This window comes from Kribbella sp. VKM Ac-2569 (assembly GCF_004216905.1).
Classification (GTDB): Bacteria; Actinomycetota; Actinomycetes; order Propionibacteriales; family Kribbellaceae; genus Kribbella.
Genome location: NZ_SGXJ01000003.1, coordinates 443807 through 469886 on the forward strand (window position 1 = coordinate 443807; position 26080 = coordinate 469886).

Here is a 26080-nt window from a genome sequence, read left to right on the forward strand (position 1 = left end):
GGAGGATGGCCTTCATGGCGATGACAGCACAGGTGAAGTCCGAGTTGACCAGTATTCAGGTGACGAAACCGTGTTGCCGCAAGGCTGAGGTCTCGTCGATCCTGCGGTTTGCCGGCGGACTGCACCTAGTGTCCGGACGCATCGTCGTCGAGGCCGAACTGGACAGCGGCGCAGCGGCCAGGCGGCTGCGCAAGGACATCGCCGAGATCTTCGGTCACCCGTCGGACGTGGTGGTGATTTCCCCGTCAGGCATCCGGAAGCAGACGAAGTACGTCGTACGCGTGGTCCGGGACGGTGACGCGCTCGCGCGGCAGACTGGACTCGTGGACAACCGCGGCCGTCCGGTCCGAGGGCTTCCGCCCGCGGTCGTGTCCGGTGCGTCCTGTGACGCCGTGGCGGCTTGGCGTGGCGCGTTCCTCGCGCACGGTTCGCTGACCGAGCCCGGCCGGTCGTCCTCGCTCGAGGTGACCTGCCCCGGACCGGAGGCGGCGCTCGCGCTGGTCGGTGCGGCGCGGCGGCTCGGGATCGGTTCGAAGGCGCGCGAGGTGCGGAACGTGGACCGCGTGGTGATCCGCGACGGTGACGCGATCGGCGCCCTGCTCACCCGGCTCGGTGCGCACGAGTCGGTGCTGGCCTGGGAGGAACGCCGGATGCGCCGCGAGGTCCGCGCGACCGCGAACCGGCTGGCCAACTTCGACGACGCGAACCTGCGCCGCTCCGCACGAGCCGCGGTGGCCGCGGGCGCGCGCGTCGAGCGGGCGCTGGAGATCCTCGGCGACGACGTACCGGACCACCTGCAGATCGCGGGCAAGCTGCGGCTGGAGCACAAGCAGGCCAGCCTCGAAGAGCTCGGCCAACTGCACGAGCCGGCGCTCACCAAGGACGCCGTCGCCGGCCGGATCCGCCGGCTGCTCGCGATGGCCGACAAGCGCGCCAGCGACCTCGGCGTCCCGAACACCGAAGCAAACCTCACGCCGGAGATGCTCGACCCGGCCTGACCGGATCGTTATCCACAACCGGCTGCGCACGCCTTGCCAGCTCGGTTGGATTGCCGCATGGGCACAGAAAACGAAGAAGAACTGTACAAGCGGCAGCAGATGGATGAACGGCTCAGGGTCCAGGAGCAGACCCGACAGCAGCAGGAAGCGCTGGCCAAGTTCCGTGAGGCGGAGGCGGCACGAAAGGCGGCCGAGGACGCTGCGAAAAAGAGCAGCATGGTTGCTGACCCGGCCGCCGGCGGAGTGTCCTGGCCGGACAACGAGGTGCAGGCTGCGCCGCAGACGGGTATGGACAAGGTGGCCGGTGCCCTGCGGGTCGGGCAGGCCGGTGATGTGGCCTTCGCGCGGGACCTGCTGAACAGCGGTCAGGCGCCCCTCGGCGGTGTGGCCAAGCCGGAACAGGCCGCCGACGGCGCGAAGGAAAGCCCGGCGGGGTCACGGGCCGCGAAGCCGGCGCTCGGCCTCGGCTGATCGAGCGCTGACCGCCGGTTGCCTCCACCCTCGCGTGATTGCGGGGGTGGGACCGGGCGGTCGAAGGTTTTCCCGGTGATTCCGGGGTTTTCGAGTCCGATCCGTTCCTTTTGGCGGTCGGCTCGCCGAGGGTGTGCGTGCCCATTCGCGCACGTCCTGTCCCGGATCGTGCGCGTCTCCCGCCCAAGGAGTAACGCATGAAGCGCATTCATCGCGCCGGTCTGGCCGCGACCGCGATCGCCGGTCTGGCCGTCGTCACCATCACCGTGAACGTGCAGGCCGCCCAACCCGGTGGCTCCGCCGTGTCCCCGGTGGCCGCTGCCCGCTCGAACGCCGTACAGCTCGGCATCGGCGACGGCGGCGACCTGGTCGTCCGTGACGTCGTCGTGGACGGCGACGGCAGCAGCCACGTCCGTTTCGACCGCACGTACCAAGGTCTTCCGGTCGTCGGCGGCGACGTCGTCGTCCACCAGGACAAGGCAGGCAAGGCCCGGTCGGCGACCGGTGGGGTCGGCAAGCTCGCCCTGTCCGTCAAGCCTGCCGTCTCTGCCGCGTCCGCGACCGCTGCCACGAAGCAGAAGGCCGGCAAGCAGCAGCTCGTCGTCTTCGTCACGAACGCCGGCCATTCCAAGCTCGCGTACAAGGTCGTCAGCGAAGGCCGCAAGGCCAACGGCGAGCCGACCGGCACCGAGACGTACGTCGACGCGCAGAACGGCAAGGTCCTCGACAGCTGGACCACGGTGAACGACGACCTCGGCAGCGGCACCGGCCTGTACGTCGGCACCGTCGGACTGGACACCACCAAGTCCGGCACCAGCTGGACGATGGTCGACCCGGTCCGCGGCGGCAACGCGACGTACAACGCGGGCACGCTGTTCTCCGACGCCGACAACGTCTGGGGGACCGGCAGCAACTCGAACGCGCAGACCGCGGGCGTCGACGCCCACTACGGCATCGCGAAGACGTGGGACTACTACAAGAGTGTGCACGGCCGCAACGGCATCGCCAACGACGGCAAGGGCGCGAAGTCGTACGTCCACGACGGCGCGTACGTGAACGCGTCCTGGAGCGACTCCTGCTTCTGCATGCGGTACGGCGACGGCGACGCGAGCCAGGGGATCGGCCCGCTCGTCGAGCTGGACATCGCCGGCCACGAGATGAGCCACGGCGTCACCAGCCGCTCGGCAGGCCTGCGCTACAGCGGCGAGTCCGGTGGCCTGAACGAGTCCACGTCGGACATCTTCGGCACGGCCGTCGAGTGGTACGCCGCCAACAGCCAGGACACCCCGGACTACGTGCTCGGTGAGGAGATCTTCACCGACTACAACCCGGCGACGAACTACATCCGGCGGCTCGACAAGCCGTCGATGGACGGTGCCTCCGCCGACGCGTGGTCGAAGGGCGTCGGCCGGCTGAACGTGCACTACTCGTCCGGTGTCGGCAACCACTTCTTCTACCTGCTGTCCGAGGGCAGCGGCGCGAAGACGATCAACGGCGTCGCGTACAACAGCCCGACGGCCAACGGCGTCACGGTCACCGGTATCGGCATCACCAAGGCCGAGAAGATCTGGTACCGCGCGCTGACGACGTACATGACGTCCCGGACCGACTACCACGGCGCGCGCACCGCGACGCTGAACGCGGCCACGGATCTCTACGGCGCGAGCAGCGCGGAGCGGGCCGCGGTCGACAAGGCGTGGGCCGGGGTGAACGTGCTCCCGTGATCGGGTGAACCTCACCTAGACAGTGATGCGAACGGCGGTTTCCGGAGAGACATTCCGGAAATCGCCGTTCGTCGTACCAGCCAGTGGTCTGGTCTGAAGCCGTGAAAAATAACCGGTGGTCTCATCTGGACGCTACCAGTTGATCGAGTGGGCTGTTGGGCTAGTCTTCGGGCTGTAGCGGCAGTGCCAAAGCTAGTTCTGAGGAGACGCAGACCCGTGACCGTACGCGTAGGTATCAACGGCTTCGGCCGCATCGGCCGTAACTTCTTCCGCGCCGTGCAGGCGTCCGGTGCCGACATCGAGGTCGTCGCCGTGAACGACCTGACCGACAACCAGACCCTCGCTCACCTGCTGAAGTACGACTCGATCCTGGGCCGATTCCCGGGTGAGGTCTCCGCCACCGACGACGACATCACCGTCGGCGGCAAGAGCTTCAAGGCGTTCGCCGAGCGCGACCCGGCCAACCTGAAGTGGTCGGATGTCGGCGCCGACGTGGTGATCGAGTCCACCGGCTTCTTCACCGACGCCACCAAGGCCAAGACGCACGCCGACAACGGCGCCAAGAAGGTCATCATCTCCGCCCCGGCGAAGAACGAGGACCTGACCGTGGTGATGGGCGTGAACCACGACCTGTACGACGCCGAGAAGCACACCGTGATCTCGAACGCGTCCTGCACCACCAACTGCATCGCCCCGCTGGCGAAGGTCCTCAACGACGCGTTCGGGATCGAAAAGGGTCTGATGACCACGATCCACGCGTACACCCAGGACCAGAACCTGCAGGACGGCCCGCACAAGGACCTGCGCCGCGCCCGCGCCGCCGCGCTGAACATCGTCCCGACCTCCACCGGCGCCGCGAAGGCGATCGGCCTGGTGCTGCCGGAGCTCAAGGGCAAGCTGGACGGCTACGCGCTGCGCGTCCCGGTCCCGACCGGCTCGGCGACCGACCTCACCGTCACCGTCGGCCGCGAGGTCACCGTGGACGAGGTCAAGGAGGCCTACAAGGCGGCCGCGGCCGAGGGTTCGCTGAAGGGCTACCTGACCTACACCGAGGACGAGATCGTCTCGAGCGACATCGTCACCGACCCGGCGTCCTGCATCTTCGACGCCGGCCTGACCAAGGTGATCGGCAACCAGGTCAAGGTCGTCGGCTGGTACGACAACGAGTGGGGCTACTCCAACCGCCTCGTCGACCTGGTGAACCACGTCGGCGCCTCGCTCTGACATTCCCGCAAGCTTTGCGTCCGAAGAGAGCCCTGGTGCTTCTTCGGGCGCAAAGTTCGTTCTCACGAGGAAGCTGAACTGTGAAGACCATCGAAGACCTGGGCGACCTGGCCGGGCAGCGGGTGCTGGTCCGGTCCGACCTGAACGTGCCGATCAAGGACGAGGTGATCGGCGACGACGGCCGGATCCGCGCGTCGCTGCCGACTCTGGTGAAGCTGGCGAAGGCGGGCGCGAAGGTGATCGTGACCGCGCACCTCGGCCGTCCCAAGGGCGAGCCGAACCCGAAGTACACGCTGGCCCCGGTGGCGAAGCGGCTCGGCGAACTGCTGCAGCCCGAGGGCATCACCGTGCGGTTCGCCTCCGACGTGACCGGTGACGCGGCGCAGACCGCCGTACAGGATCTCGATGAAGGTGAGGTCCTGCTGCTGGAGAACGTGCGCTACGACCCGCGCGAGGAGAGCAAGGACGAGGCTGAGCGCGGTGCGCTGGCCGACGAGCTCGCGGCGCTGGCCGACGTGTTCGTCAGCGACGGCTTCGGTGTCGTGCACCGCAAGCAGGCCAGTGTGTACGACGTCGCGCGCAAGCTCCCGCACGCCGCGGGTGGCTTGGTGCTCGCCGAGGTCGACGTACTCAAGAAGCTCACCGAGGACCCGGCCCGGCCGTACGTCGTCGTGCTCGGCGGCGCCAAGGTGTCGGACAAGCTCGCGGTGATCGACAACCTGATCGCCAAGGCCGACAAGCTGCTGATCGGCGGCGGCATGGTCTTCACGTTCCTGAAGGCGCAGGGTCACGAAGTCGGCAAGAGCCTGCTCGAGGACGACCAGCTGGACGTCGTCCGCGGCTACCTGAAGGAGGCCGGCGACAAGATCGTGCTGCCGACCGACATCGTGGTCGCGCCCGAGTTCAAGGCGGACTCGCCGGCCACCGTCGTGGCCGCGGACGCGATCCCCGCCGACCAGCTCGGCCTGGACATCGGCCCGGAGTCCGCCAAGGTCTTCGCCGCCGAGGTCGCCGCGGCGAAGACGGTGTTCTGGAACGGCCCGATGGGCGTGTTCGAGATGGCGGCGTTCGCCGGCGGAACCAAGGCCGTCGCGCAGGCGTTGACCGAGGTGGACGGGCTGAGTGTCGTCGGCGGCGGTGACTCCGCGGCCGCCGTACGGCAGCTAGGCTTCGCCGACGACGCGTTCGGCCACATCTCTACCGGTGGCGGCGCGTCGCTCGAATACCTGGAGGGCAAGGAGCTCCCGGGTCTCGCGGTACTGGAAGAGGACTGAGATGGCAGGCGACAACTCAGCTGCCCGTACGCCGTTGATGGCGGGCAACTGGAAGATGAACCTGAACCACGTCGAGGCCGTGCACCTGCTGCAGAAGCTGAGCTGGACGCTGCAGGACAAGAAGCACGACTTCGAGCGGGTCGAGGTGGCGGTGCTGCCGCCGTTCACCGACATCCGTAGCGTGCAGACGCTGGTCGACGGTGACCGGATGAAGATCAAGTACGGCGCGCAGGACGTGTCCACGCGCGACTCCGGGGCGTACACCGGCGAGATCTCGGCGGCGATGCTCACCAAGCTCGGCTGCACCTATGTGCTGACCGGGCACTCCGAGCGCCGGCAGTACCACGACGAGACCGACGAGGTCGTCAACGCCAAGACCACGAAGGCGCTCGAGGCCGGCCTGGTCCCGATCATGTGCGTCGGCGAGGGCCTGGAGATCCGCAAGGCCGACGGTCACGTCGAGCACTGTCTGGGTCAGATCGACGCTGGGCTGGCCGGGCTGAAGCAGGACGACGTCCGCAAGGTCGTCATCGCGTACGAACCGGTCTGGGCGATCGGCACCGGCGAGGTCGCGACGCCGGAGGACGCGCAGGAGGTGATCGCCGCGATCCGGGGCCGGATCGAGGAGACGATCTCACCCTCGGTCGCCGACTCGGTACGGATTCTTTACGGTGGATCGGTGAAGATGGCCAGTGCAGGTGGCATCATGGCCCAACCGGATGTCGACGGCTGCCTGGTCGGAGGTGCGAGCCTCCAGGTGGACGAGTTCGCCGGCATCTGCCGTTACCTGGACCTTCAGTTAGGCTACTCCTCGTGATTCTCGCTTTCTCGATCGTCGTGATCGTCTGCAGCCTGTTCCTGACGCTGCTGGTGCTGCTGCACAAAGGCCGCGGTGGCGGCCTCTCGGACCTGTTCGGTGGCGGTGTGTCGTCCAGCCTCGGCGGCTCGTCGGTCGCCGAGCGGAACCTGGACCGGATCACGATCGGCGTCGGTCTGATCTGGTTCGCCGCCATCGTCGCGCTCGGCCTGCTCTACAAGCTCGGCTGAGGGGGAGTAGGTTCCCGTGGCTGGTGGTGGCAGTGCGATTCGTGGCAGCCGGGTCGGTGCCGGGCCGATGGGCGAGGCGGAGCGCGGCGACACCGCGCCCCGGCAGCGCATCGTGTTCTTCTGTGCGAACGGGCACGAGACCGCGACCTGGTTCGCGGTCGAGGCGTCCATCCCGGAGGAGTGGGACTGTCCACGGTGCGGTCTGCCGACCAGCACCGATGTGAACAACCCGCCCCCGCCGCCGAAGATCGAGCCCTACAAGACCCACCTGGCCTATGTGAAGGAGCGCCGCTCCGAGCAGGAGGCGCAGGAGATCCTCGACGAAGCCCTCGAGAAGCTCCGCGCCCGCCGCGCCCGCGGCGAGGTCATCTTCTAGCAACTACGTCAGAGCCCGGACCGACCCGGTCCGGGCTCAGACGTTCTTGTACCCCCTGTGGTCGGGTGGGTGCAGCGCGCTAGGGTCGGCGCCATGAAGACGTCGATCGCGCCTGTTCGCTGGACCCCGCCGCCTGCGCCGCCGGTGCGGCAACCGAAGGGCATCGACGTCGAGGTCGTCGCGCTGCCCGGCGCAGGCCCCGAGGACACGCTGATCGACGACGACGGCAGCGTCCTCACCGGTCTGTACGACGGCCGCATCCTGCGCGTCAGCGCCGACGGCAAGACGATCAGCACCCTCGCCGACACCGGCGGCCGGCCGCTCGGTCTGGAGTGGCTGCCGGACGGCAAGGTGCTGATCTGCGACGCGAACCGCGGTCTGCTGACTCTCGACCCAAGCCTCGACACCGACAACCGGGTTACGACCTTGCTGTCGGACATCGACGGCCGCCCGATGCGGTTCTGCAACAACGCGGACGTCACCGAGGACGGCACGATCTACTTCACCGACTCGTCCACCCGGTTCGGCATCGACGAGTGGATGGCCGATCTCCTCGAACACTCCACGACCGGCAGCGTGTACCGCCGTACGCCCGACGGGGAGCTCACCCGGCTGGCGACCGGCCGCGGCTTCCCGAACGGCGTGGCGCTCAGCAGCGATCGCCGTACGCTCTTCTGGGCCGAGACCGCGACGTACGGGCTCTACAAGCTCGACCTCACGACCGAGGGCGCGGAGCCGGTGCAGATCGCGGAGATCCCGGGGCTGCCGGACAACATCGCGCGTGGCTCGGACGGCCTGATCTGGGTCGCGGTCGGTTCGCCGCGCAACGCCGTACTCGATCTGCTCCTGCCCAAGCACCCGGTGCTCCGCAAGGTCGTCTGGGCGCTGCCGGACGCGCTGAAGCCGAAGGCCGCGGACATCATCGAGATCCAGGCGTACGACGAGACCGGCGAACTGATCCACGACCTGCGCGCCAAGCACCCGAGCTTCCACATGCCGACGGGCGTCCGCGAACGCGACGGGAAGGTGTGGCTAGGAAGCATCGGCACCAGCTCCCTAGCCACATTCCCCACTCCTACTCGTCCTTGAGTTCGACCTGGGGTTTGACCACCAGGACGAAGTCCTCGCCGTGGTTGCTGACTCCTTCGATGACCGCAGCCTCGACCGCCTCCGAGCCGATCTCGCTGCGCAGCATCAAGGGGTCGGTGCGCAGGTCCTTGGCCAGCGCGACCGCGAGCCCGACCATCACGACCGCGAACGGCAACGCCGCGACGATCGTGAGGTTCTGCAGGCCTTGCAAGGCGTCCGCGCCACCTCCGCCGGCGAGCAGCATGACCGCCGCCACCGCACCGGTCAGCACGCCCCAGAAGATCACCAGCGGCTTCTTCGGCTCGATCGCACCGCGCTCGGACAGCGTGCCCATGACGATCGAGGCGGCGTCCGCACCGGACACGAAGAAGATCGCGACCAGCAGGACGACGATGACCGTCGTGACCGCGCTGAGCGGGATGTGGTCGAGCATGCCGAACAACTGGCCCTCGGTCGTCGACGCGCCGGCGATGTCCGTGCCGTCACGCTGCATATCGATCGCCGTACCGCCGAAGATGCAGAACCACAGCACGCTGACCAGCGACGGCACCAGCAGTACGCCGGTGACGAACTGCCGGATCGTGCGGCCGCGGCTGATCCGCGCGATGAACATGCCGACGAACGGCGTCCACGAGATCCACCAGGCCCAGTAGAAGACGGTCCAGCCGGACAGCCAGGTGGCCATCGCGTCGCCGCCGCTGGCCTCGGTCCGCGCGGCCATGTCGGCCAGGTCACGGAAGTAGTCGCCGATCGCGGTCGGCACCAGATTCAGGATCAGCACGGTCGGGCCGACCACGAACACGAAGACCGCGAGGACGACGGCCAGCACCATGTTGATGTTCGAGAGCCACTGGATGCCCTTCGCGACGCCGGAAACCGCCGAGGCCACGAAGGCCGCGGTAAGTACGGCGATCACGCCGACCATGACGGCGTTCCCGGTGTTGTCCAGCCAGCCGAGGATCCGGACGCCGGAACCGATCTGCAGCGCGCCGAGCCCGAGCGACGCGGCCGACCCGAACAGGGTCGCGAAGATCGCCAGGCCGTCGATCACCTTGCCGATCGGTCCTTCGGTACGGCGTCCCAGCAGCGGAGCGAACGCCGCGCTGATCAGCTGCGACCGCCCGCGCCGGAACGTGCCGTAGGCGATCGCGATGCCGACGACGGCGTAGATGGCCCACGGGTGCAGGGTCCAGTGGAACAGCGTGGTCGCCATCGCGGTCTCGAGGGCCTCCGGCGACCCGCCCCCGACGGTGCCGGGCGGGGGACTGGTGAAGTGCGAGAGCGGCTCGCTGACGCCGAAGAACATCAGCCCGATGCCCATGCCGGCGCTGAACATCATCGCCACCCAGGACACGGTCTTGAACTCTGGTTCCTCGTCGTCCCGGCCGAGCGGGATCCGCCCGTACCGTCCGGCGGCGAGCCAGATCACGTAGACGACGAAGCCGGAGGCCAGCAGGACGAACAGCCAGCCGGTGTTCTGCTCGACCCATCCGAGGGCCGAGGTGGACGCCGTACCGAGACCGGTGGCGTCGGCGATGCCCCAGGCGACGAAGGCCAGGGCGATGACCGCGGTGACACCGAAGGTGATGCGGTCGAGTCCGGAGTCGCGACTTCGACTGCCGGGTGGTGGGGGAGTTGCGATCGCGGGATGAAGTGCGGGGTCTTGGGTGTCTGCCTGGTTGTCGATATCGATCGCCACAGGTAAGTCACGCCTCGCTTAGGCGCGCCTCCGTTCTGTTGTGTCGGGGACAGTGCCTTACGACCGTGTCGAAGATCGTGGCAAAACGCAACAATCGTGGTTTCGGCCACAGTCGGTAGGGGTCGGTAGGGTGCGGTCATGCGTTTCGGGATCGCGATTCTGCCGGAGTACCGCTGGCAGGACGCCGCGCCGCGGTGGCGGCGAGCGGAGGAGTACGGGTTCGACCATGCGTGGACGTACGACCACCTGACCTGGAGCGGCCTCCAGGACTCACCGTGGTACGGGACGACGCCGACGCTGACGGCGGCCGCACTGGTCACGTCGACGATCAAGCTCGGCACGTTCGTCACCTCGCCGAACTTCCGGCACCCGCTGGCGCTGACCCGCGACATCCTCGCGATCGACGACGTGTCCGACGGCCGGTTCCTGTGCGGGATCGGGGCCGGCGGCAGCCTGGACGCGACGATCCAGGGCGGGCCCGACCTGACGCCGCGGGAGAAGCAGGACCGCTATCAGGAGTTCGTGCAGCTCCTCGACACCCTGCTCACCACGGACGGCGTCGACTTCAAGGGCGAGTACTTCGCGACGCGCAACGGCCGTACGCTGCCTGGTTGCGTCCAGCAACCACGTGTCCCGTTCATCCTGGCCGGCAACGGGCCGCGCTCGCTCAAGTTCGCCGCCAGGCACGGCGACGGGTGGATGACGACCGGGGGAGCGGGCAACGACCTGAACAGCTGGTGGGCGTCGGTCGCCGACCTCAGCCACCGCCTCGACGACCTCCTCGAAGGCCGCCACCTGAACAGGTACCTGTCTCTCGACTCCAAGGTCTACGCGCTCTCCAGCCCGTCCGCCTTCGAGGACGCCGTCGGCCGCGCCGCAGCCCTCGGCTTCACCGACGTCATCACCCACTGGCCCCGCACCGAAGGCCCGTACGCCGGCTCCGAGGACGTCCTCGAGCAGATCGCGAGCGACGTCGTACCGCGCTTGCGGTGAGACGGTTGCATTGAGATGGCGAAAGGGCCACACACCTGGTGGTGTGCGACCCTCTCGTCAGTGTGCTGGAAGGGCGATCAGGAACCGATCGCGCGGATGTTCTCCGCCTGCAGACCCTTCTGGCCCTGGGTGATCTCGAACTCCACGCGCTGGTTCTCGTCCAGCGAACGGAAGCCCGACATCTGGATGGCCGAGTAGTGCGCGAACACGTCCGCGCCACCGTCATCCGGGGTGATGAAGCCGAAGCCCTTGTCAGCGTTGAACCACTTGACAGTACCGACAGCCATTTGTCTATCTCCTCGATGGCTATTAACAATCCGCGACCCACACCTCATGAGCCGCGCGTCGCCGAAAGGCCCCAGACGACAGACCGGCCATGCAGCACAGCAAAAGTCAGGGAGTCCAAAACTGCAACGGCATAACTGTAGCCGTTCTGCGCGCTGATGGTAGGGGTGACCACAAACACGTGTCGCTGATTGTCGCGACTCGCTACCCTCCGTGCACGCACGATTCTGGGCAGCACAGGGCCGGTCCGGAACCGGAAATCCCGCGCCGACCTGCTGTTTCGCGGCCGACGGAACGGACGCGACGATGGCAACGAAGGACAATGGCCCGGTACGCCGGGTGATGGGCGCATGATTCTGATCGGAGTTCCCGGCGTGTCGCGCGGCTGTGGACAGCCGTAGGGCGGGGAAGAGCGAGGAGGCAACAATGATCGTCAGCGTGACCCGAAGCGGTGGTTTCGCCGGTCTGACCAAGCAGGGCGAGCTGGACACCAGCGGCCAACCGGACGCCGACCGGCTGGAGGCCGCGGTCCGGGAGCTGGGGGCCAAGGACCTGGGTACCGGCCGGCCGCAGCCGGACCGGTACATGTACCGACTGGAGGTGCGTGACGCCGCCGACGACGTCACGCAGCACACGGTCGCAGAGCAGGACGTGGACGCGACCACTGCCTGGCTGCTCGACCGCATCCTCAGTTAGCGCCAGTCGATCTCCGGTGCCCGGTAGAAGTTGACGCCGAGCACCTCCCAGCGCGGACCCTGCTCGGCCAGCCGCTCGCGGTACGTCGTCCAGTCGAGCGCGGACTCCGGCGACCACCCCAGCTCGGCGATGCCCGGCAGCCGCGGGAACGTCATGAACTCGACCTTGTCCAGGTCGTCGAGCGTCTCCGTCCACAGCGGCGCCTCGACGCCGTCGATCGCACTCGCCGGCACGTTCGGGACCAGCGTGGCCGGGTTCCAGCTGTAGGACTGCTCCACGCTGACCAGGCCGGCCCATGCAAGGCCGAGCGGCGTCTCCTCGTGGTACTTCATGTCCAGGTACGCCCGGTTCGCGGGGGACAGCACCAGCGTCGCCCCCTGCTCCACTGCCTTCAGCGCCAGCACCTGAGCCTTGGGGTCCTCGGTACCCCAGTACTGCACGACAGTGCCGGCAGGCAGCGACCCGTCGGCGATCTCGTGCCACCCCATCACCCGCTTGCCGTGCTTCACCACCAGCTCGGCGGCCTTGGGTACGAAGTCGAGGTACTCCGAGTGCGGCGTCGAGTGGGCCTCGTCCCCACCGAGGTGCAGGAGGTCACCGGGCGTCTGCTCGGCCACCTCCCGGAACACGTCGTCGAGGAACTCGTACGTCACGTCCTTGTCGATGGCGAACGAGCTGAAACCGACCTCGGTCTCCGTATAGAGCTCTGGCGCTTGGTCGCCCTTGTTCAGCTCGGGGTACGACGCCAGCGCCGCATTGGTGTGTCCAGGGGTGTCGATCTCCGGTACGACGGTGATGTAGTGCTCCGCGGCGTACTGGACGAGGTCGGCGTACTCCGCCTTTGTGTAGTAGCCGCCCGCACCGCCGCCGACCTGCTGGCTGCCGCCGTACTCCGTGAGGCGTGGCCAGGAGTCCACCTGGATCCGCCAGCCCTGGTCGTCGGACAGGTGCAGGTGCAGCCGGTTGATCTTGTAGAGCGACACCAGGTCGATGAAGTGCTTCACCTGGTCGACGGTGAAGAAGTGCCGGGAGACGTCGAGCATCACGCCGCGGTACCCGTAGCGCGGGGAGTCCGAGATCGTCGTACCGGCGATCTCCCACGGACCCTCCTGCTCGCTGTCGGCGTCGGCCTTGGCGGGGAGGAGCTGCCGAAGTGTGGTGACGCCGCGGAACAGGCCCTCGGCGGTCGCCGCGATGACGGTCACGCGGGACGCGTCCGCGCGGAGCTCGTAGCCCTCGGCACCCAGCGACTCCGCGCCGCTGGTGGACAGCGTGATCGTGCCGGTGCCTTCCTGAATCGGCAGCGCGAAGCCAGTCGAGCGGCGGAGCTGGGCGGCGAACCGGTCGGCGATGTGGGCGGAGGAGTCGGGGACGCCGATGGTGGCGTCGGACTGCAGCGTGAAGGTCTCGTCAGGGAGCGCCTGCTGCGCCGTGGGCTGCGGAATCATGATCGAAAGTGTTCGCGGCTCCCGGCATTACGTCAAGAGGCTTCAATACCGCCTGGCCGACTCGACCGCCTGTGCCGCGTAGCCCCCGCCGAACAGCACGACATGCACCAGCAACGGGTGCAGCTGGTGCAGCCCGATCCGCTCCTGCCACCCGTCTCTCAGCGGGTGCGTCTCGTCGTACGCGAGTAGTACGCGGTCCAGCCGTGGTAGCCCGAAGAGCGCGAGCATGGCGAGGTCCGTTTCCCGGTGACCGCCGTGCGCGGCCGGATCGATCAGGTGTACGCCGTCCGGCGTCCAGAGCACGTTGCCGGACCACAGGTCGCCGTGGATCCGGCACGGCTCGTCGGACGAGTCGTCGTACACACCTGCTTCCAGACGAGTGCAGATGCGCTCGATGACGTTCAAGTGGATGCCCTGGTCGTGGGCGGCCCGCAGGTACGGTCGAAGGCGCAGGTTCGCGTAGAACTCGCCCCACGACTCCACTGGCTCCAGTGCGTGCGGCAACGGGATGGTGCCGATGTAGCCGTCGCCACTCCACCCGTCCGGCGGTACGCCGAAGTAGCGCGCGCCGGCGTCGTGCGTGACAGCCAACCGCCGCCCGAAGACCTCGGCGGCGGACTCCGTCGGCTGGGACATGTGCAACCGGGTCGTCGCCAGCTGAGTGGGGGAGACGTGAAGCGGCTCAGCGACCGGCACTCCGCCAGGAACATCCAGCCAGCGCAGACCGGCCGCCTCGACCTCGAAGAAGCCCGCAGGTGCGTCAGACCGGCTCTTCACAAACGGCGTGGTCACCCCGGCACTCTGGCACGGTCCGTCGCAGCCGGACCAGCAGGGGCTCGCTGAGCATGACAAGAGCCGCGGTTGCGGTCAGCAAGCCGCCGACGAGTGCGACCGCCCGCACAGTCGTGGTGTCGATCAGCGCGCCGCCCACGAACGCTCCGGCGGCGATGCCGACGTTGAACGCCGAGCTCGTCCCGGCAGACGCGATGTCGGTGCTGCCCGGGGCAATCTGGAGCGTCCGGCTCTGTACGGCGACTGCGAGCCCGCTGAACGCCAGGCCGATCACCGCGATCAGCGCGACCGTCACGACCTGCACCTGTCCCAGCGCGTACAGCCCCAACAGGCCGACCGTGATGAGGCCAAGAGGCAGAACGGTCGCGCCCCACGGATACCGATCCAGCACGCGGCCGACGATCACAGTGCCGGCCAGTCCGCCCGCACCGCTGGCCAGCAGCATCGGACCGAGCACCTCGGGCGAGAACCCGGAGATGTCCAGCAAGAACGGCGTGACGTACGTGTTGAACGTCAGGAATCCGGTCACTCCGACGGCGCACGCGATCAGCAGGACGACGTACCGCCGGAGGTCAGGGGAGCTGCCCCGGCGCGACGGACTATCCGCTACCTCGGTGCGCGGCAGTAGGACGACGATCCCGACGCAGGCGGCCGCTCCGAGCACCGTCATCACCACGAACGGCACCCGCCAGCCGGCCTGCTCGCCGAGCCAGGTGCCGAGAGGGATGCCGAGGATCGGCGCCAGCGCCGTACCGATCGCGAGCCGCGCGACCACCCGGCCGCGAAACTCCGGCGTGAACAGGCTGGTCGCGATCGGCGGGGCGATCGACCAGAACAGCGCCTGTGAGAGTGCGATCACCAGCCGCGCGGCAAACAGCGTCTCGTACGACGGAGCGGCCGCGGAGAGTGCCGTGGCGGCGGTCAGAACCCCGAGCGTGCCGGCCAGCACGAGGCGGCGGGGCAGGTGGTGGGTGAGTCGGGCCAGTGGGATGGACGCGAGTACGACGACCGCGGCGTACCCGGTGACGAGGAGGCCGACCTGGGAGCGGGATCGCTCGAGGTCGTCGGCGATCACGGTCAGCAGACCGATCGGAAGCACCTCGACCGTCACGAACGAGAAGGTCGAAACGCCGAGGAACACCAGTGCGGCGTTTGCTCGGCGGTGCGAGAGAGGCATGAGTCACCTGATCCCAGTAAAGGTTCGGACAGTGGTAGCGTCTCATCCATGACCGACAGTTTTCGCGCGGAATACCGCATCGTGGGCGGACATCCCGTTCTCGACCTGGTGAACACGGTCAGCCCACGGCTGCGGGGCGGCGACCCGGAGCGCGACTACCTCACCTCGCCTTCCGAGCTGATTGCCTGGGCCCGCCGGATCGAGCTGATCGATCTGCGCGACTACAGCGCCGTCGAAGGCACCTGGCGCTCGGCGCCGGAGCTGGCCGCTAAGGCCCTCAACGCCACGCTGGAGATCCGCGAGGCGGCGTACGACGTGTTCGCTCCGCGGTCGGCCGGCGCCGTGATCGCGGGCGACGGCGTCAAGCACAGCGAGGGTTCCGCATTCGAGCGGCTGATGCTGCGGTGGTCGGCCGCCGCCGCCCGGTCGATGCTGATCCCGGATGCGGACCGGGAGCGTGGCATCGCGGAACTGGTGGTCGGGACATCGCCGGCGCAGTTGATCCCCGACCGGCTGGTCGTCGCGGCGGTTGAGTTGGTGCGGGGCGTCGAGTTACGCCAGTTGCGGGCCTGCCCGGTCGACGACGGAGGCTGCGGCTGGCTGTTCCTCGACCGCAGCCGGAACGGTTCGCGGCGCTGGTGCGCGATGGAGGACTGCGGGACGCGGGCGAAGATCCGCAAACTCGGTGCGCGCCGACGTGCTACCGGCGTACAACAGCTTCAGGGGTAGCGCTCTCGAACCTTCACTGTCAGCGACCGGCTCAGTGGCCGAGAACGCGTGTCGAAAGGTGCGAATTGTCCCCGCGACCTGTCATCGTAGGCGGCCGGGCCTTCCGACAAGTGGGCCCTGGCCGGACCTGCCCCTTATGAGGAGCAGGCTGACGAAACAGATTGTGGAGGACAGATGACGCAGGTGGCAGAGCAGCCGGGCAGTACTGCCGGGCGGCTCGGCTCGGTGGTTCTGGATTGCCCGGACCCGCTCGAGCTCGCCCAGTTCTACTCGGCGCTGCTGGGGCTGGAGATCGACGAGAACGGTGACGAGGACTGGCGGAGCCTGACCGGCCCGGGGTCGTCGCTGGGGTTCTCGACGCTGGCCTTCCGGCGCTCGGAGGAGTACGTGCCGGACACGTGGCCCGGCACCGAAGCGCAGGATCTCCACCTCGACCTGATCGTCGAGGATCTCTCCAGCGGGCATGCGACCGTGGTTGCCCTCGGCGCCGAGCCGCTCGATCCGCTGGACCCGCCGCCCGCTGACAACGCGCGCGGCTGGCGGATCTACGCGGACCCCGCGGGGCACCCGTTCCGGATCTGCCTCGAGTGAGTCACTGAAAAGCCCGCCCCGAACTCGGGGCGGGCTTTTCTCATGTCAAGAAGCGCCGGAGAACGGGAAGTGGCGGCCCTCGACGTACTGCGGCCGCGGTTGGTAGCTGTTCACGCCCGGCTCGCCGCGCAGATGGAACGCGCTCGGGTACGGCGACTCCGGATCGGTGATCCTCGTCGAGGTCGGGATATACCGGATGGTCAGCCCACAGCGCCGATAGGGAGACGTGTTCGCGTTGCTGCCGTGCACGATGTTCGGGTGGTGCACCTCGACATCGCCCGGCGCGAGCACCATGTCGACGGCCTGCGACTCGTCGACCTCGACCGCGATCTCCTTGCCGAGCACGCTCTCCACGTCGGTGTTGTCGCGCATCCCGGCGACCCCGGAGCGGTGGCTTCCCGGGATCACCCGGACGCACCCGTTCTCCGGCGTCGAGTGGTCGATGGCCAGCCAGAGCGTCACCACCTCCATCGGGTCCAGCGGCCAGAACGCCGCGTCCTGATGCCAGAGCACCGGCTGCCCCGAGTACGGCGGCTTCGAGATGTAGTGGGACGCGAACAGCGCGATGTCCGGCCCGATGAACGTCTCGGCGATGTCGACGAGCCGGTCGTCGCTCACCAACCGGACCCAGAACGGGTCGTCACGCAGGTAGATGTGCCCGAGCTGCTCGGGCCGGACCTCGGGATGCCGGGCCTGCAGCCACTCGACATGATCATTCACTTCCTTGATCAGGTCTTGGTCGATGACGTCGCGGAAGATGACATAGCCGTCGCCGTCTCTCAATTGTTCTGCGAACATGCCTCCAGCGTCCAGGTACGGCGCGTCTGACGACTAGCAGCGGTACGACGAGAATTTGTACTGTCTTGATGTGGACCAGATCCTGCGCTTCGAGGCGCACGCGTTCGGCCGGCCGTACCACGCGGCGCGCGTCCGGATCCCGGCCCGTGCCCGCGACACCGAACTGCACACGCACGCGGACTTCCACGAGTTCATGGGAGTCGTGTCCGGCAGCGGCGAGCACCTGCTGACCATCGGCGTCGTACCGCTGCGAGCCGGCGACGTCGTCCTGGTCCGGCCGAGCGACCGCCATGCAGTCCGCGGGGCGACGCCCGACGGTCTGGAGTTCATCAACGTGGCGTTCCCGAGCTCGATCTGGCAAGGGTTCCTTGACCTGACCCGCACACCGTCCTGGTCGTCCCGGGGCCCGGTCAGCTTCCATCAGCCGGCCGCGGTGCCGGTCTTCGAGAACGCCCTCGACCGCTTCCAGAACGCCCCGACCGCCTACGACCTACTGCGCTTCTGGACCGACCTCCTCGACCTGCTCGTACCAGGCCACCCCGGCGGCTCAGGGATCCCGGACTGGCTGGCGAAGGCGTGTACGTCGATGCGCGCCGAGGAGAACCTCCACGGCGGCGTACCGCGCCTGCTCGAACTCGCCGGCGTCAGCGCCGCACACCTGTCCCGCTCGATGCGCGCGGCGTACGGCGTCACACCGACCGCCTTCGTCACCGACCTCCGCCTGGAACACGCCGCATCCTTGCTAGCAGCAACCAACACCACCATCGCCACGATCGCGACCCGCTGCGGCTTCACCAGCCAGTCCTACTTCACCCGCTGCTTCACCACAGCCCACGACCTCACCCCCACCGCCTTCCGCCACCGCTCCCAACGCGCCTTCGTCCCCTGACAACCAGCCGGCTTGACAGCCGGGACACAACAATCAGGGGCAACTGATTTGGCGGAATCGAACAAATGTTCTAATATGAGAAACATGCGAGCGAGTGTTGGAACCGGGGCAGGCGGCGACCATCGGGTCACCGCTGACACCGGCTCGCGCACCGATGCAGCCCCTCACCGTGACGTCGTGTGTGGTCATTGCAGATGCGCCGCTGAGCCGCTGGACGATGGCTACGTCCCAGACGACCTGTACCACCTGACTGGTTCCGGGTCCCCGGATGATGCGCGCTTCGTCACTGAGGAAGACCAGTTGGACGCAGAGCTGGATGAGTTGCTGGGCCGGAACCGCTACTCGCGGGTGGATGAGTTCGAGTGGCAGGAGTGGGACGGGGTCGAGCAGGACGAGGCGGAACGGGAGATGTTGCGCCGGGAGGCGCCCGCGTGGGTGTTGTTGCCGCCCGGTGGTGCGCTGGCGGCCGCGTTGGAGGTAACGCGTCCGGGGGCGATGTCGCCGATGGCGCTGGTGGAGTTGATGAGGGCCGCGGACCGGCTGATCGGCTGGGGGGAGGCGATCAAGGCCAGTGCGATGGCGTCGTTCGTCCGGCAACGCCGTGCCGAGCATCGCGAGTCGCCCCGCCCGACGCAGATCGATTCCAGGGGCCGCCCGATCGACCCCGGGCGGTCCTGGTACGCCGAGATCGGGCTGGCGCTCGGGTTGTCGCCGGATACCGTCGGGCGGCGGGTCGAAACGGCGTTGCGTCTGACCTCGACGCTGTCAGCCACCCATACGGCGTTGCGGTGTGGTGCGCTGACGTGGGGCAAGACTCTGGCCATCTCCGAAACCACCGGCGACCTGCCGGAGGACGCGGCGCGAGCTGTGGAGACGCATGTGCTGAAACGCGCCGCCAAGCAGACCCATCGGAACCTGCTGGAGTCGTTGCGCCGCCAGGTCGCCAAACACACCGCCGCGCGCGCGGCGGAGGATCACCGTGCCGCCGCGGCCGAGCGCACCTGCAAGATCGTCCCCCTGGCCAACGGCATGGCAGGGCTGTGGATCGTCCACACCGCCGACAAGATCCAGCAGATGTGGGTCACCATCCAAGCCATCGCCGCCCTCGCCAAACGCGACACCCCCATCACCGACCCCACTGCCGACGCAGCTGCGTCCGCGGTCGGCCTCACCACCGAGGGCGACACTGCCGGGGACACGGCGCCGACAGCCAACGACACGGGGCCACCAACAGACAACGCCACCGGCACCGCCGCCAATTCGGGTGCGGGCGCGGACAAGGACGCCCGTACCGCCGAACAGCGCCGCGCCGATGTGACCGCCGACCTGTTCGAGCGCATCCTCCGCAACGGCCTGGACTGGCTCGGCCGCCGGCTGCCCGACCAGCACCGCCGCCGCCCGCACATCGAGGTCATCGTCCCCGCCTCCACCCTGCTCGGCATGGATGACGACCCCGCCGAACTCACCGGCTACGGACCCATCCCCGCCGAGATGGCCCGCCGCGTCGCCGCCGACGGCACCTGGCGCAGGCTCCTCACCGACCCTGCCAACGGCGCCATGGTCGAGGCATCCACCACCCGCCACAATCCTGGTGCACTCGTCACCGAAACGCTCCTTGCCCGCCACCCCGTCTGCGCCTGGCCCGGCTGCAACCGCACCTCCCGCGAATGCGACCGCGACCACCTCACCCCATTCGCCCAAACCGGCCGCACGAACCTGTCCGGAATGGCCCCGTACTGCGAGTATCACCACGTCATCAAAGACACCCCCGCCTGGGGCTGGCACACCACCAGCCACCCCGACGGCTCCATTACCCTGACGACCCCGACCGGCCACCGCTACAGGACAATCCCACCCGCCCGCGGGCCCATCACCCGACAAGCCGACCCTGCACCCTTCTGAGCACGATCAGCGTCGGCGCGTCAGTTGGCGCAAGACTCACGTACGCACACGTCCTGATCAGACCGTTGCGAGATATTCCGCGGCGTCGGTCTGCTTGAACCATTGCGCCCATCCACGTACGTCGGCGTTGAACCGGGAGTCGGTCAGCGACAGGTCCGCGCCGTTCTCCACCAGGAATCGGAGAGTGTTGAGGGAACCTGTTCCGGCCGCGAGGTGGGCTGCGGTGACGCTGTCCGCCGTAGCCTCGTTGACGGCGAAGCCCAGATCCGCGAGTTGCGGGATGACCTCCCAGCGCTGCGCGGCGGCCGCCTCGGCGAGCAGTGCGGGGCGGTCGGCCGGTGTGAGCTCACCCGTAAGGGCAGCCGCGAACGGGTCTTCGGCGTGCGCACCGCGGTAGAAGTCGCGGACAGTGCCCACCTCGGCGCCGTGGTGGATCAGCTCGTCGAGGATGTGCAGCGCGAACGAGGTTCCGTCGTTGTCGGCGTACGGGCCCGCGATCTCGCCCATCGGCCGGTCGAGGTCCTCCTGGTTGAGCGCGGCGAGGCGCCGACGCCAGATCTCGTACGCGTGATCCAGCGCCTCAAGAGCGGCCTCGGCAGACCCCGGAACCGCGGGCACATCGTCCGTGGCAACAGGTTCGTGCCCGAACCAGGTCGCCGTGCGTTCGGCCTGCAGCAGGTCGGCGATGTGCGCGATCCGCCAGGCCAGAGTCGTGAACGGCGGGGGAGCGGGAGGGATCCAGGCCCAGTCCGCGGCGTACCCGTCGTCGGTCTTGCGGACCGACCAGCAGCCGTCGAACGGTTCCCAGAAGTACTCCTCGTCGGTCAGGCCTTCGACCCTGTCCCGCAGTCGTTGCCACGCGAAGTCCGACAGGTCCAGCAGGTTCTGCGTGAGGGTCGTCATGTGAACACCGTAGAGCGACCTGCGGACAGGATCGGTCCGCAGGTCGAGGCAGAATGGACCGATCATGGACACCGCGGCCCGCCTGCTCCGACTGCTTTCGCTCCTCCAGTCGCGCCCGCAGTGGGACGGTGCCGAGCTGGCGGTGAGGCTCGACGTCACGCCTCGGACCGTACGGCGTGATGTCACCCGGCTGCGGTCACTCGGGTACCCCGTCGACGCCGAGGCCGGGATCGGTGGCGGCTACCGCCTCGGGCCCGGTGGCCGGTTGCCGCCGCTGCTGCTCGAGGACGAAGAAGCGGTCGCGATCGCGGTCGGACTGCGCGTCGCGACGACCACGACGGTGTCGGGGGTCGAGGAGGCGGCGATCTCCGCGCTGGCGAAACTCCACCAGGTCCTGCCGACACGGCTGCGCGAACAGGTCGCGGCGATCGGCGCGCACACCAGCCAGTTGCCGCAGGGGGAGTTGCCGACGGTCGACGGCGAGGTACTGGTCCTGCTGGCCGCCGGGTGTCGTGACGTCGAGGGGATCCGGTTCCGCTACCGCACCCACGGCGGCGCCGAGTCCGAGCGGAGCGTCGAACCGCTTCAGATCGTCCACACCGGCCGGCGCTGGTACCTGGTCGCCCGCGACCGGGACCGGCGGGCCTGGCGGACCTTCCGGGTCGACCGGATCACGCAGCCCGTGCTGACCGGTGCGCGCTACCGCTTCGACGACCCGCCCGATCCGATCGCCCTCGTTGCCGAAGGCACCGGAGTGGCACCGTGGGACATCGTCGCCCGGATCCGGGTTCAGGCTCCGGCCGCCACGGTGACGAAGATGATCCCGCCGAGTCAGGGCATGGTCGAAGAGCTCGACGCGACGACCTGTGAGGTCCGCTTCGCTGCCAACGAACTCGGCCCTCTGGTCGCCCAGGTCTGCCGGATCTATTGGCCGTTCGAGATCCTCGAGCCACCCGAACTGCGCAGCGCCGTCCACGAGCACGCCCGTCGGCTGCTGGACTCCTAGCTCTCGGCCAGGGCCTTGCGGATGCGTTTCTCGGAGACCGGGTACGGCGTGCCGAGGGTTTGGGCGAAGAGGCTGATGCGGAGTTCCTCGAGCATCCAGCGGACCTCGAGGAGTTCGGGGCTCGGGTACTTGCCTGTCGGCACCGCGCGGAGCCGCTTGCGGTACTCGTCGGTGAGCATGTCGACGACGGCCATCCCGGAGCGGTCGCGCGCCGCGTTGGCGCCGAGCTTGTCGAGGCGCTGCTCCATGCCGCGTAGGTACCGCACCAGATCGGGCAATCGCTTCGCGCCGGTCTCGGTGATGAACCCCGGATGCACAAGCCCTTCGAGTTGGCCGCGAACATCCGACAGGGCAGCGAGCAACGCCGGGCTCGCCGCGCGGGAGATCTGCTTGTCCACGGTCCGCGCATGCCCGAGCACCTGCTCGACCTGCTGCAGGATCGTCAGCACGGTGTCCGCGAGGTCCGACCGTACGGCGTCCCGCAGGATCGAGAACGCGGTCAGATTCCAAGCCGGCCCACCCGCCGCTGCCATCAGCTGATCGACAGCCGCCGCGATCGCATCGTCAAGTAGCTCACCGACGTTGCGATGCGGACCCGCCATCAACGTCATCTTCTGCTGATTGGTCAGATTCCGCTGTACGACGTCGATCACAGACGGCATCGTCAGCAGAAGAAGCCGTCGCGTACCCGCCCACATCGCGGCGGCCTGATCGCGCTCGGTCTCCTGCAGCCGGATCGCGACTGTCTTGCCCTCGTCGACGAGTGCCGGGTAGCCCGCGACCGTCAGCCCGTTGCGGTGCTCGGAGAAGCTGCGGGGGAGATCGCCGAACGTCCAGTCGGTCAGACCGGACTTCTCCAGCCCGCTGACCGCCTTCGACGCGACCTGCGAGATCGCGGCCTTCGTCTTCGGCTTCAGCTTCTCCTTCAGCTTGGCGAGATCCTTGCCCTCGGCCACGGTCTTGCGCTTGTCGTCCTCGACCCGGAACGTCATCCGCAGATGCTCGGGCACCCGCGTCCAGTCCCAGTCCTCCGTCTCGATCACGACGCCGCGTAGCTCCCGCAGGGCGCGCGCCATCGCGTCGGTCAGCGGCCCGGAGGCCGGGTCGAGCTCGGGGAGGATCTGTCGCGCGTGATCCGGCGCCGGCACGATGTTCCGCCGTACGGCCTTCGGAAGCGACTTGATCAGCGTCGTGACCAGCTCCTCGCGGAACCCGGGCACGCTCCACTCGAAGCCGTCCGCGGTGACCTGGTTCAGCACGAGCAGCGGGATGTGCACGGTCACGCCGTCGGCGTCCGTGCCGGGCTCGAAGGCGTAGGTCAGGTCGAACGTCATCCCGTTCTGCGTCCAGCGCAGCGGGAACTCGTCCTCCTTGACGTCCGCGCCCTCGCGCACCACCAGCGAACGCTCGAAGTCGAGCAGGTCGGCGTCGCGCTGCCGCGCCGTCTTCCACCACGTGTCGAAGTGCCGGCCGGTGACGACCTCGGGGCCGAGGCGCTCGTCGTAGAACGCGAACAGCGTCTCGTCGTCGACCAGCAGGTCGCGTCGCCGGGTGCGCTCCTCGAGCTCCTCGACCTCTTCGATCAGCTTGCGGTTCTCGTGGAAGAACTTGTGGTGAGTGTCCCAGTCGCCCTCGACCAGCGCGTGCCGGATGAACAGCTCGCGCGACACCTCCGGGTCGACCTTCCCGTAGTTCACCTTGCGCCGGGCAACGATCGGTACGCCGTACAGCGTGACCTTCTCGTACGCCATCACGGCGCCGGCCTTGCGTTCCCAGTGCGGCTCGGAGTACGAGCGCTTGATCAGGTGCGGCGCGAGATCCTCGGCCCACTCCGGCTCGATCTTCGCGTTCACCCGCGCCCACAGCTTCGACGTCTCGACCAGCTCGGCGGCCATCACGAACTGCGGCGGCTTCTTGAACAGCCCGGAGCCGGGGAAGATCGCGAACTTCGTGCCCCGCGCGCCGAGGTACTGGTGCTGGTTCGCGGGGTCCTTCATCCCGAGGTGGCTGAGCAGACCGGACATCAGCGCGATGTGCACGCTCTGCGGGTCGGCCGGCTCGCCGCTGTTGAGTTTCACGCCGATCTGGGTGGCGACCTGGCGGAGCTGCGCGAAGATGTCCTGCCACTCGCGGACCCGGAGATAGTTCAGGTACTCGCTGCGGCACATCCGGCGGAACTGGTTGCCGGACAGCTCCTTCTGCTGCTTCTTCAGGTAGCCCCAGAGGTTCAGGTACCCGAGGAAGTCGCTGTTCGGGTCGCGGAACCGGGCGTGCGCCTGCTGGGCCTGCGCCTCGGCGTCGGTCGGGCGTTCGCGCGGGTCTTGGATCGAGAGCGCGGCGGCGATCACCATGACCTCGCGGACACAGGCGTGTTTGTCGGCCTCGACGATCATCCGGGCCAGCCGCGGGTCGAGCGGGATCTGCGCGAGCTGCCGGCCGATCGGGGTCAGCCGGCCGCCCTTCGGCGTGTCGATCGCCCCGAGTTCGGTGAGCAGTTGCAGGCCGTCGGTGATGCTGCGCTTGTCGGGTTCGTCGATGAACGGGAACGCGGCGATGTCACCGAGCCCGATCGCGGTCATCTGCAGGATGACGGAGGCGAGGTTGGTGCGCAGGATCTCCGGGTCGGTGAACTCCGGGCGGTTGGTGAAGTCCTCCTCGGAGTACAGCCGGATGCAGATGCCGTCGCTGGTCCGGCCGCTGCGGCCCTTGCGCTGGTTCGCGCTGGCCTGCGACACCGGCTCGATCGGGAGGTGCTGGACCTTGGTGCGGTGGCTGTAGCGTGAGATGCGCGCCGTACCGGGGTCGATCACGTACTTGATACCGGGGACGGTCAGCGAGGTCTCGGCGACGTTCGTGGCGAGCACGATCCGGCGGTTCGAGTGGGCTTGGAAGACCCGGTGCTGCTCCGCGTTGGACAGCCGCGCGTAGAGGGGGAGGATCTCCGTCGTACGCCGTTGGTCGCGGAACTTGTCGCTCAACGCGTCCGCCGTGTCGCGGATCTCGCGCTCGCCGGACAGGAAGACCAGTACGTCGCCGTCCGCCTCGTACTCGAGCTCGTCGACGGCGTCCAGGATCGCCTGTGTCTGGTCGCGGTCGATCGTGCGCGGGTCCTCGGGATCGTTGACCGGGCGGTACCGCACCTCGACCGGGTAGGTCCGGCCGGACACCTCGACGATCGGCGCCGGGGTGCCGTCGGCGGTCGCGAAGTGTGCGGCGAACCGCTCCGGGTCGATGGTCGCCGAGGTGATGATCACCTTGAGGTCGGGGCGGCGGGGGAGCAGGCGCTTGAGGTAGCCGAGGATGAAGTCGATGTTGAGGCTGCGCTCGTGCGCCTCGTCGATGATGAGCGTGTCGTACCGCGTCAGGTCGCGGTCGCGCTGCAGTTCGTTCAGCAAGATGCCGTCGGTCATCAGCTTGACCAGCGAGCGCTCGCTGACCTTGTCGGTGAACCGTACGGCGAAACCGATCGTCTCACCGAGCTCGGTGCCGAGCTCCTCCGCGATCCGCTCCGCGACCGTACGCGCGGCGAGCCGGCGGGGCTGGGTGTGGCCGATCATGCCGTGGATGCCGCGGCCGAGCTCGAGGCAGATCTTCGGGATCTGGGTGGTCTTCCCGGACCCGGTCTCACCCGCCACGACCACGACCTGGTGGTCCCGGATCGCGGCGGCGATCTCGTCCTTCAGCTGGCTGACCGGCAGCTCTTCCGGGTACGTGATCTCGGGTACGGCGTTGCGCCGTACGTCGACCCGCCGCTCGGCCTGCTCGACCGCCCCGACCACGTTCTGCAGCTCCGCGGCCCGCTTGCGAGCGTCCGTCGTACGCCGAACCCGCTCGAGCCGACGCCCAAGATGCTCCCGGTCGTACACCGTCAGATCGTCGAGCCGAGCCACCACATCAGCAAGATTCAGCTCCCCCTCGGGGCCCGGAGCGGCATCGGTTGCGGCTCCCGGGGCGGCGGCTGGCCGTCCC

Annotated in this window: 24 protein-coding genes; 16 read left to right on the plus strand and 8 right to left on the minus strand. The window is 68.3% G+C overall.

Features of this window, described 5'->3' with window-relative positions; translation table 11 throughout:
* The first annotated feature begins 14 nt into the window (after nt 1-14).
* From whiA to EV649_RS22455, 9 genes are all read left to right on the plus strand, one after another.
* On the plus strand, nt 15-998 hold the full coding sequence (whiA, locus tag EV649_RS22415) for a DNA-binding protein WhiA (RefSeq protein WP_130385515.1): 984 nt from the start codon (nt 15-17) through the stop codon (nt 996-998).
* Between the two features lie 57 nt (nt 999-1055).
* A complete protein-coding gene (locus EV649_RS22420) occupies nt 1056-1469 on the plus strand; it encodes a hypothetical protein (RefSeq protein WP_130385516.1) in 414 nt (137 codons plus the stop codon).
* Nucleotides 1470-1666: 197 nt separating this feature from the next.
* Nucleotides 1667-3193, plus strand: a complete 1527-nt coding sequence (locus EV649_RS22425) for a M4 family metallopeptidase (protein ID WP_130385517.1) — start codon at nt 1667-1669, stop codon at nt 3191-3193.
* A gap of 216 nt (nt 3194-3409) precedes the next feature.
* Nucleotides 3410-4417 (plus strand): type I glyceraldehyde-3-phosphate dehydrogenase, encoded by a 1008-nt coding sequence (gene gap, locus EV649_RS22430; RefSeq protein ID WP_130385518.1) that lies wholly within the window; start codon nt 3410-3412, stop codon nt 4415-4417.
* 80 nt (nt 4418-4497) lie between these two features.
* On the plus strand, nt 4498-5691 hold the full coding sequence (locus EV649_RS22435) for a phosphoglycerate kinase (RefSeq protein WP_130385519.1): 1194 nt from the start codon (nt 4498-4500) through the stop codon (nt 5689-5691).
* Nucleotide 5692: 1 nt separating this feature from the next.
* A complete protein-coding gene (gene tpiA, locus EV649_RS22440) occupies nt 5693-6508 on the plus strand; it encodes a triose-phosphate isomerase (RefSeq protein ID WP_130385520.1) in 816 nt (271 codons plus the stop codon).
* Nucleotides 6505-6738, plus strand: a complete 234-nt coding sequence (secG, locus tag EV649_RS22445) for a preprotein translocase subunit SecG (protein ID WP_130385521.1) — start codon at nt 6505-6507, stop codon at nt 6736-6738. The genes tpiA and secG overlap by 4 nt, the downstream gene beginning before the upstream one ends.
* A gap of 16 nt (nt 6739-6754) precedes the next feature.
* Nucleotides 6755-7114, plus strand: a complete 360-nt coding sequence (locus EV649_RS22450; protein WP_130385522.1) for an RNA polymerase-binding protein RbpA — start codon at nt 6755-6757, stop codon at nt 7112-7114.
* A 93-nt stretch (nt 7115-7207) separates the two neighbouring features.
* A complete protein-coding gene (locus EV649_RS22455) occupies nt 7208-8203 on the plus strand; it encodes an SMP-30/gluconolactonase/LRE family protein (protein WP_130385523.1) in 996 nt (331 codons plus the stop codon).
* Here EV649_RS22455 and EV649_RS22460 read toward each other — a convergent pair.
* A complete protein-coding gene (locus tag EV649_RS22460) occupies nt 8190-9902 on the minus strand; it encodes a BCCT family transporter (protein ID WP_130385524.1) in 1713 nt (570 codons plus the stop codon). The genes EV649_RS22455 and EV649_RS22460 overlap by 14 nt on opposite strands.
* A 138-nt stretch (nt 9903-10040) precedes the next feature.
* Here EV649_RS22460 and EV649_RS22465 point away from each other — a divergent pair, with 138 nt between their 5' ends.
* Nucleotides 10041-10895 carry an LLM class flavin-dependent oxidoreductase gene (locus EV649_RS22465; protein ID WP_130385525.1) on the plus strand — a complete coding sequence of 285 codons (855 nt, stop codon included), beginning with the start codon at nt 10041-10043 and terminating at the stop codon, nt 10893-10895.
* Nucleotides 10896-10972: 77 nt separating this feature from the next.
* Here EV649_RS22465 and EV649_RS22470 read toward each other — a convergent pair whose 3' ends face one another.
* Entirely contained in the window at nt 10973-11182 is a 210-nt protein-coding gene (locus EV649_RS22470) for a cold-shock protein (RefSeq protein WP_130385526.1), read from the minus strand.
* A 424-nt stretch (nt 11183-11606) separates the two neighbouring features.
* Between EV649_RS22470 and EV649_RS22475 the strand changes: the two genes are divergently transcribed.
* Nucleotides 11607-11876, plus strand: a complete 270-nt coding sequence (locus EV649_RS22475; RefSeq protein WP_130385527.1) for a protealysin inhibitor emfourin — start codon at nt 11607-11609, stop codon at nt 11874-11876.
* Here the strand turns inward: EV649_RS22475 and EV649_RS22480 are convergent.
* The 3 genes from EV649_RS22480 to EV649_RS22490 are packed head-to-tail and all read right to left on the minus strand — an operon-like array spanning nt 11873 to nt 15293.
* Nucleotides 11873-13324: a beta-N-acetylhexosaminidase gene (locus tag EV649_RS22480; protein WP_130385528.1), complete on the minus strand. Its 1452-nt coding sequence runs from the start codon at nt 13322-13324 to the stop codon at nt 11873-11875. The genes EV649_RS22475 and EV649_RS22480 overlap by 4 nt on opposite strands.
* A 42-nt stretch (nt 13325-13366) precedes the next feature.
* Nucleotides 13367-14116 carry a fructosamine kinase family protein gene (locus EV649_RS22485; RefSeq protein WP_130385529.1) on the minus strand — a complete coding sequence of 250 codons (750 nt, stop codon included), beginning with the start codon at nt 14114-14116 and terminating at the stop codon, nt 13367-13369.
* Nucleotides 14085-15293 (minus strand): MFS transporter, encoded by a 1209-nt coding sequence (locus EV649_RS22490; protein WP_130385530.1) that lies wholly within the window; start codon nt 15291-15293, stop codon nt 14085-14087. The genes EV649_RS22485 and EV649_RS22490 overlap by 32 nt, the downstream gene beginning before the upstream one ends.
* Before the next feature lie 48 nt (nt 15294-15341).
* Between EV649_RS22490 and EV649_RS22495 the strand changes: the two genes are divergently transcribed.
* Nucleotides 15342-16022: a CGNR zinc finger domain-containing protein gene (locus tag EV649_RS22495; protein ID WP_130385531.1), complete on the plus strand. Its 681-nt coding sequence runs from the start codon at nt 15342-15344 to the stop codon at nt 16020-16022.
* Nucleotides 16023-16196: 174 nt separating this feature from the next.
* Nucleotides 16197-16613, plus strand: coding sequence for a VOC family protein (locus EV649_RS22500; protein WP_130385532.1), 417 nt, complete (start codon nt 16197-16199; stop codon nt 16611-16613).
* 45 nt (nt 16614-16658) lie between these two features.
* On the opposite strand, the gene EV649_RS22505 is transcribed toward EV649_RS22500, so the two are convergent.
* The gene (locus EV649_RS22505; RefSeq protein ID WP_130385533.1) at nt 16659-17411 is read right to left on the minus strand and encodes a phytanoyl-CoA dioxygenase family protein; all 753 of its coding nucleotides are present in this window, start codon (nt 17409-17411) and stop codon (nt 16659-16661) included.
* 70 nt (nt 17412-17481) lie between these two features.
* On the opposite strand from EV649_RS22505, the gene EV649_RS22510 reads away from it, so the two are divergent.
* Together EV649_RS22510 and EV649_RS22515 are read left to right on the plus strand one after the other, a co-directional pair.
* Complete coding sequence (locus EV649_RS22510) at nt 17482-18300, plus strand: AraC family transcriptional regulator (protein ID WP_130385534.1); 819 nt, start codon at nt 17482-17484, stop codon at nt 18298-18300.
* A 300-nt stretch (nt 18301-18600) separates the two neighbouring features.
* Complete coding sequence (locus EV649_RS22515) at nt 18601-20202, plus strand: HNH endonuclease signature motif containing protein (protein ID WP_157996285.1); 1602 nt, start codon at nt 18601-18603, stop codon at nt 20200-20202.
* Between the two features lie 57 nt (nt 20203-20259).
* On the opposite strand, the gene EV649_RS22520 is transcribed toward EV649_RS22515, so the two are convergent.
* Nucleotides 20260-21105, minus strand: a complete 846-nt coding sequence (locus EV649_RS22520) for a DinB family protein (RefSeq protein ID WP_157996286.1) — start codon at nt 21103-21105, stop codon at nt 20260-20262.
* Nucleotides 21106-21169: 64 nt separating this feature from the next.
* On the opposite strand from EV649_RS22520, the gene EV649_RS22525 reads away from it, so the two are divergent.
* A complete protein-coding gene (locus EV649_RS22525) occupies nt 21170-22111 on the plus strand; it encodes a WYL domain-containing protein (RefSeq protein WP_241998529.1) in 942 nt (313 codons plus the stop codon).
* On the opposite strand, the gene hrpA is transcribed toward EV649_RS22525, so the two are convergent.
* The gene (gene hrpA / locus EV649_RS22530) at nt 22108-26001 is read right to left on the minus strand and encodes an ATP-dependent RNA helicase HrpA (protein ID WP_241998531.1); all 3894 of its coding nucleotides are present in this window, start codon (nt 25999-26001) and stop codon (nt 22108-22110) included. The two genes, EV649_RS22525 and hrpA, sit on opposite strands and share 4 nt — an antisense overlap.
* Nucleotides 26002-26080 lie beyond the last annotated feature (79 nt).

Bases quoted from the DNA above. Each gene is read 5' to 3' on its own strand.
- whiA (WP_130385515.1), top strand. From the start codon at position 15: ATGGCGATGACAGCACAGGTGAAGTCCGAGTTGACCAGTATTCAGGTG.
- EV649_RS22475 (WP_130385527.1), top strand. From the start codon at position 11,607: ATGATCGTCAGCGTGACCCGAAGCGGTGGTTTCGCCGGTCTGACCAAG.
- EV649_RS22520 (WP_157996286.1), bottom strand. From the start codon at position 21,105: ATGACGACCCTCACGCAGAACCTGCTGGACCTGTCGGACTTCGCGTGG.
- EV649_RS22425 (WP_130385517.1), top strand. From the start codon at position 1,667: ATGAAGCGCATTCATCGCGCCGGTCTGGCCGCGACCGCGATCGCCGGT.
- EV649_RS22455 (WP_130385523.1), top strand. From the start codon at position 7,208: ATGAAGACGTCGATCGCGCCTGTTCGCTGGACCCCGCCGCCTGCGCCG.
- EV649_RS22480 (WP_130385528.1), bottom strand. From the start codon at position 13,324: ATGATTCCGCAGCCCACGGCGCAGCAGGCGCTCCCTGACGAGACCTTC.
- EV649_RS22490 (WP_130385530.1), bottom strand. From the start codon at position 15,293: ATGCCTCTCTCGCACCGCCGAGCAAACGCCGCACTGGTGTTCCTCGGC.
- EV649_RS22525 (WP_241998529.1), top strand. From the start codon at position 21,170: ATGGACACCGCGGCCCGCCTGCTCCGACTGCTTTCGCTCCTCCAGTCG.
- EV649_RS22420 (WP_130385516.1), top strand. From the start codon at position 1,056: ATGGGCACAGAAAACGAAGAAGAACTGTACAAGCGGCAGCAGATGGAT.
- EV649_RS22465 (WP_130385525.1), top strand. From the start codon at position 10,041: ATGCGTTTCGGGATCGCGATTCTGCCGGAGTACCGCTGGCAGGACGCC.
- EV649_RS22500 (WP_130385532.1), top strand. From the start codon at position 16,197: ATGACGCAGGTGGCAGAGCAGCCGGGCAGTACTGCCGGGCGGCTCGGC.
- EV649_RS22505 (WP_130385533.1), bottom strand. From the start codon at position 17,411: ATGTTCGCAGAACAATTGAGAGACGGCGACGGCTATGTCATCTTCCGC.
- tpiA (WP_130385520.1), top strand. From the start codon at position 5,693: ATGGCAGGCGACAACTCAGCTGCCCGTACGCCGTTGATGGCGGGCAAC.
- EV649_RS22495 (WP_130385531.1), top strand. From the start codon at position 15,342: ATGACCGACAGTTTTCGCGCGGAATACCGCATCGTGGGCGGACATCCC.
- EV649_RS22470 (WP_130385526.1), bottom strand. From the start codon at position 11,182: ATGGCTGTCGGTACTGTCAAGTGGTTCAACGCTGACAAGGGCTTCGGC.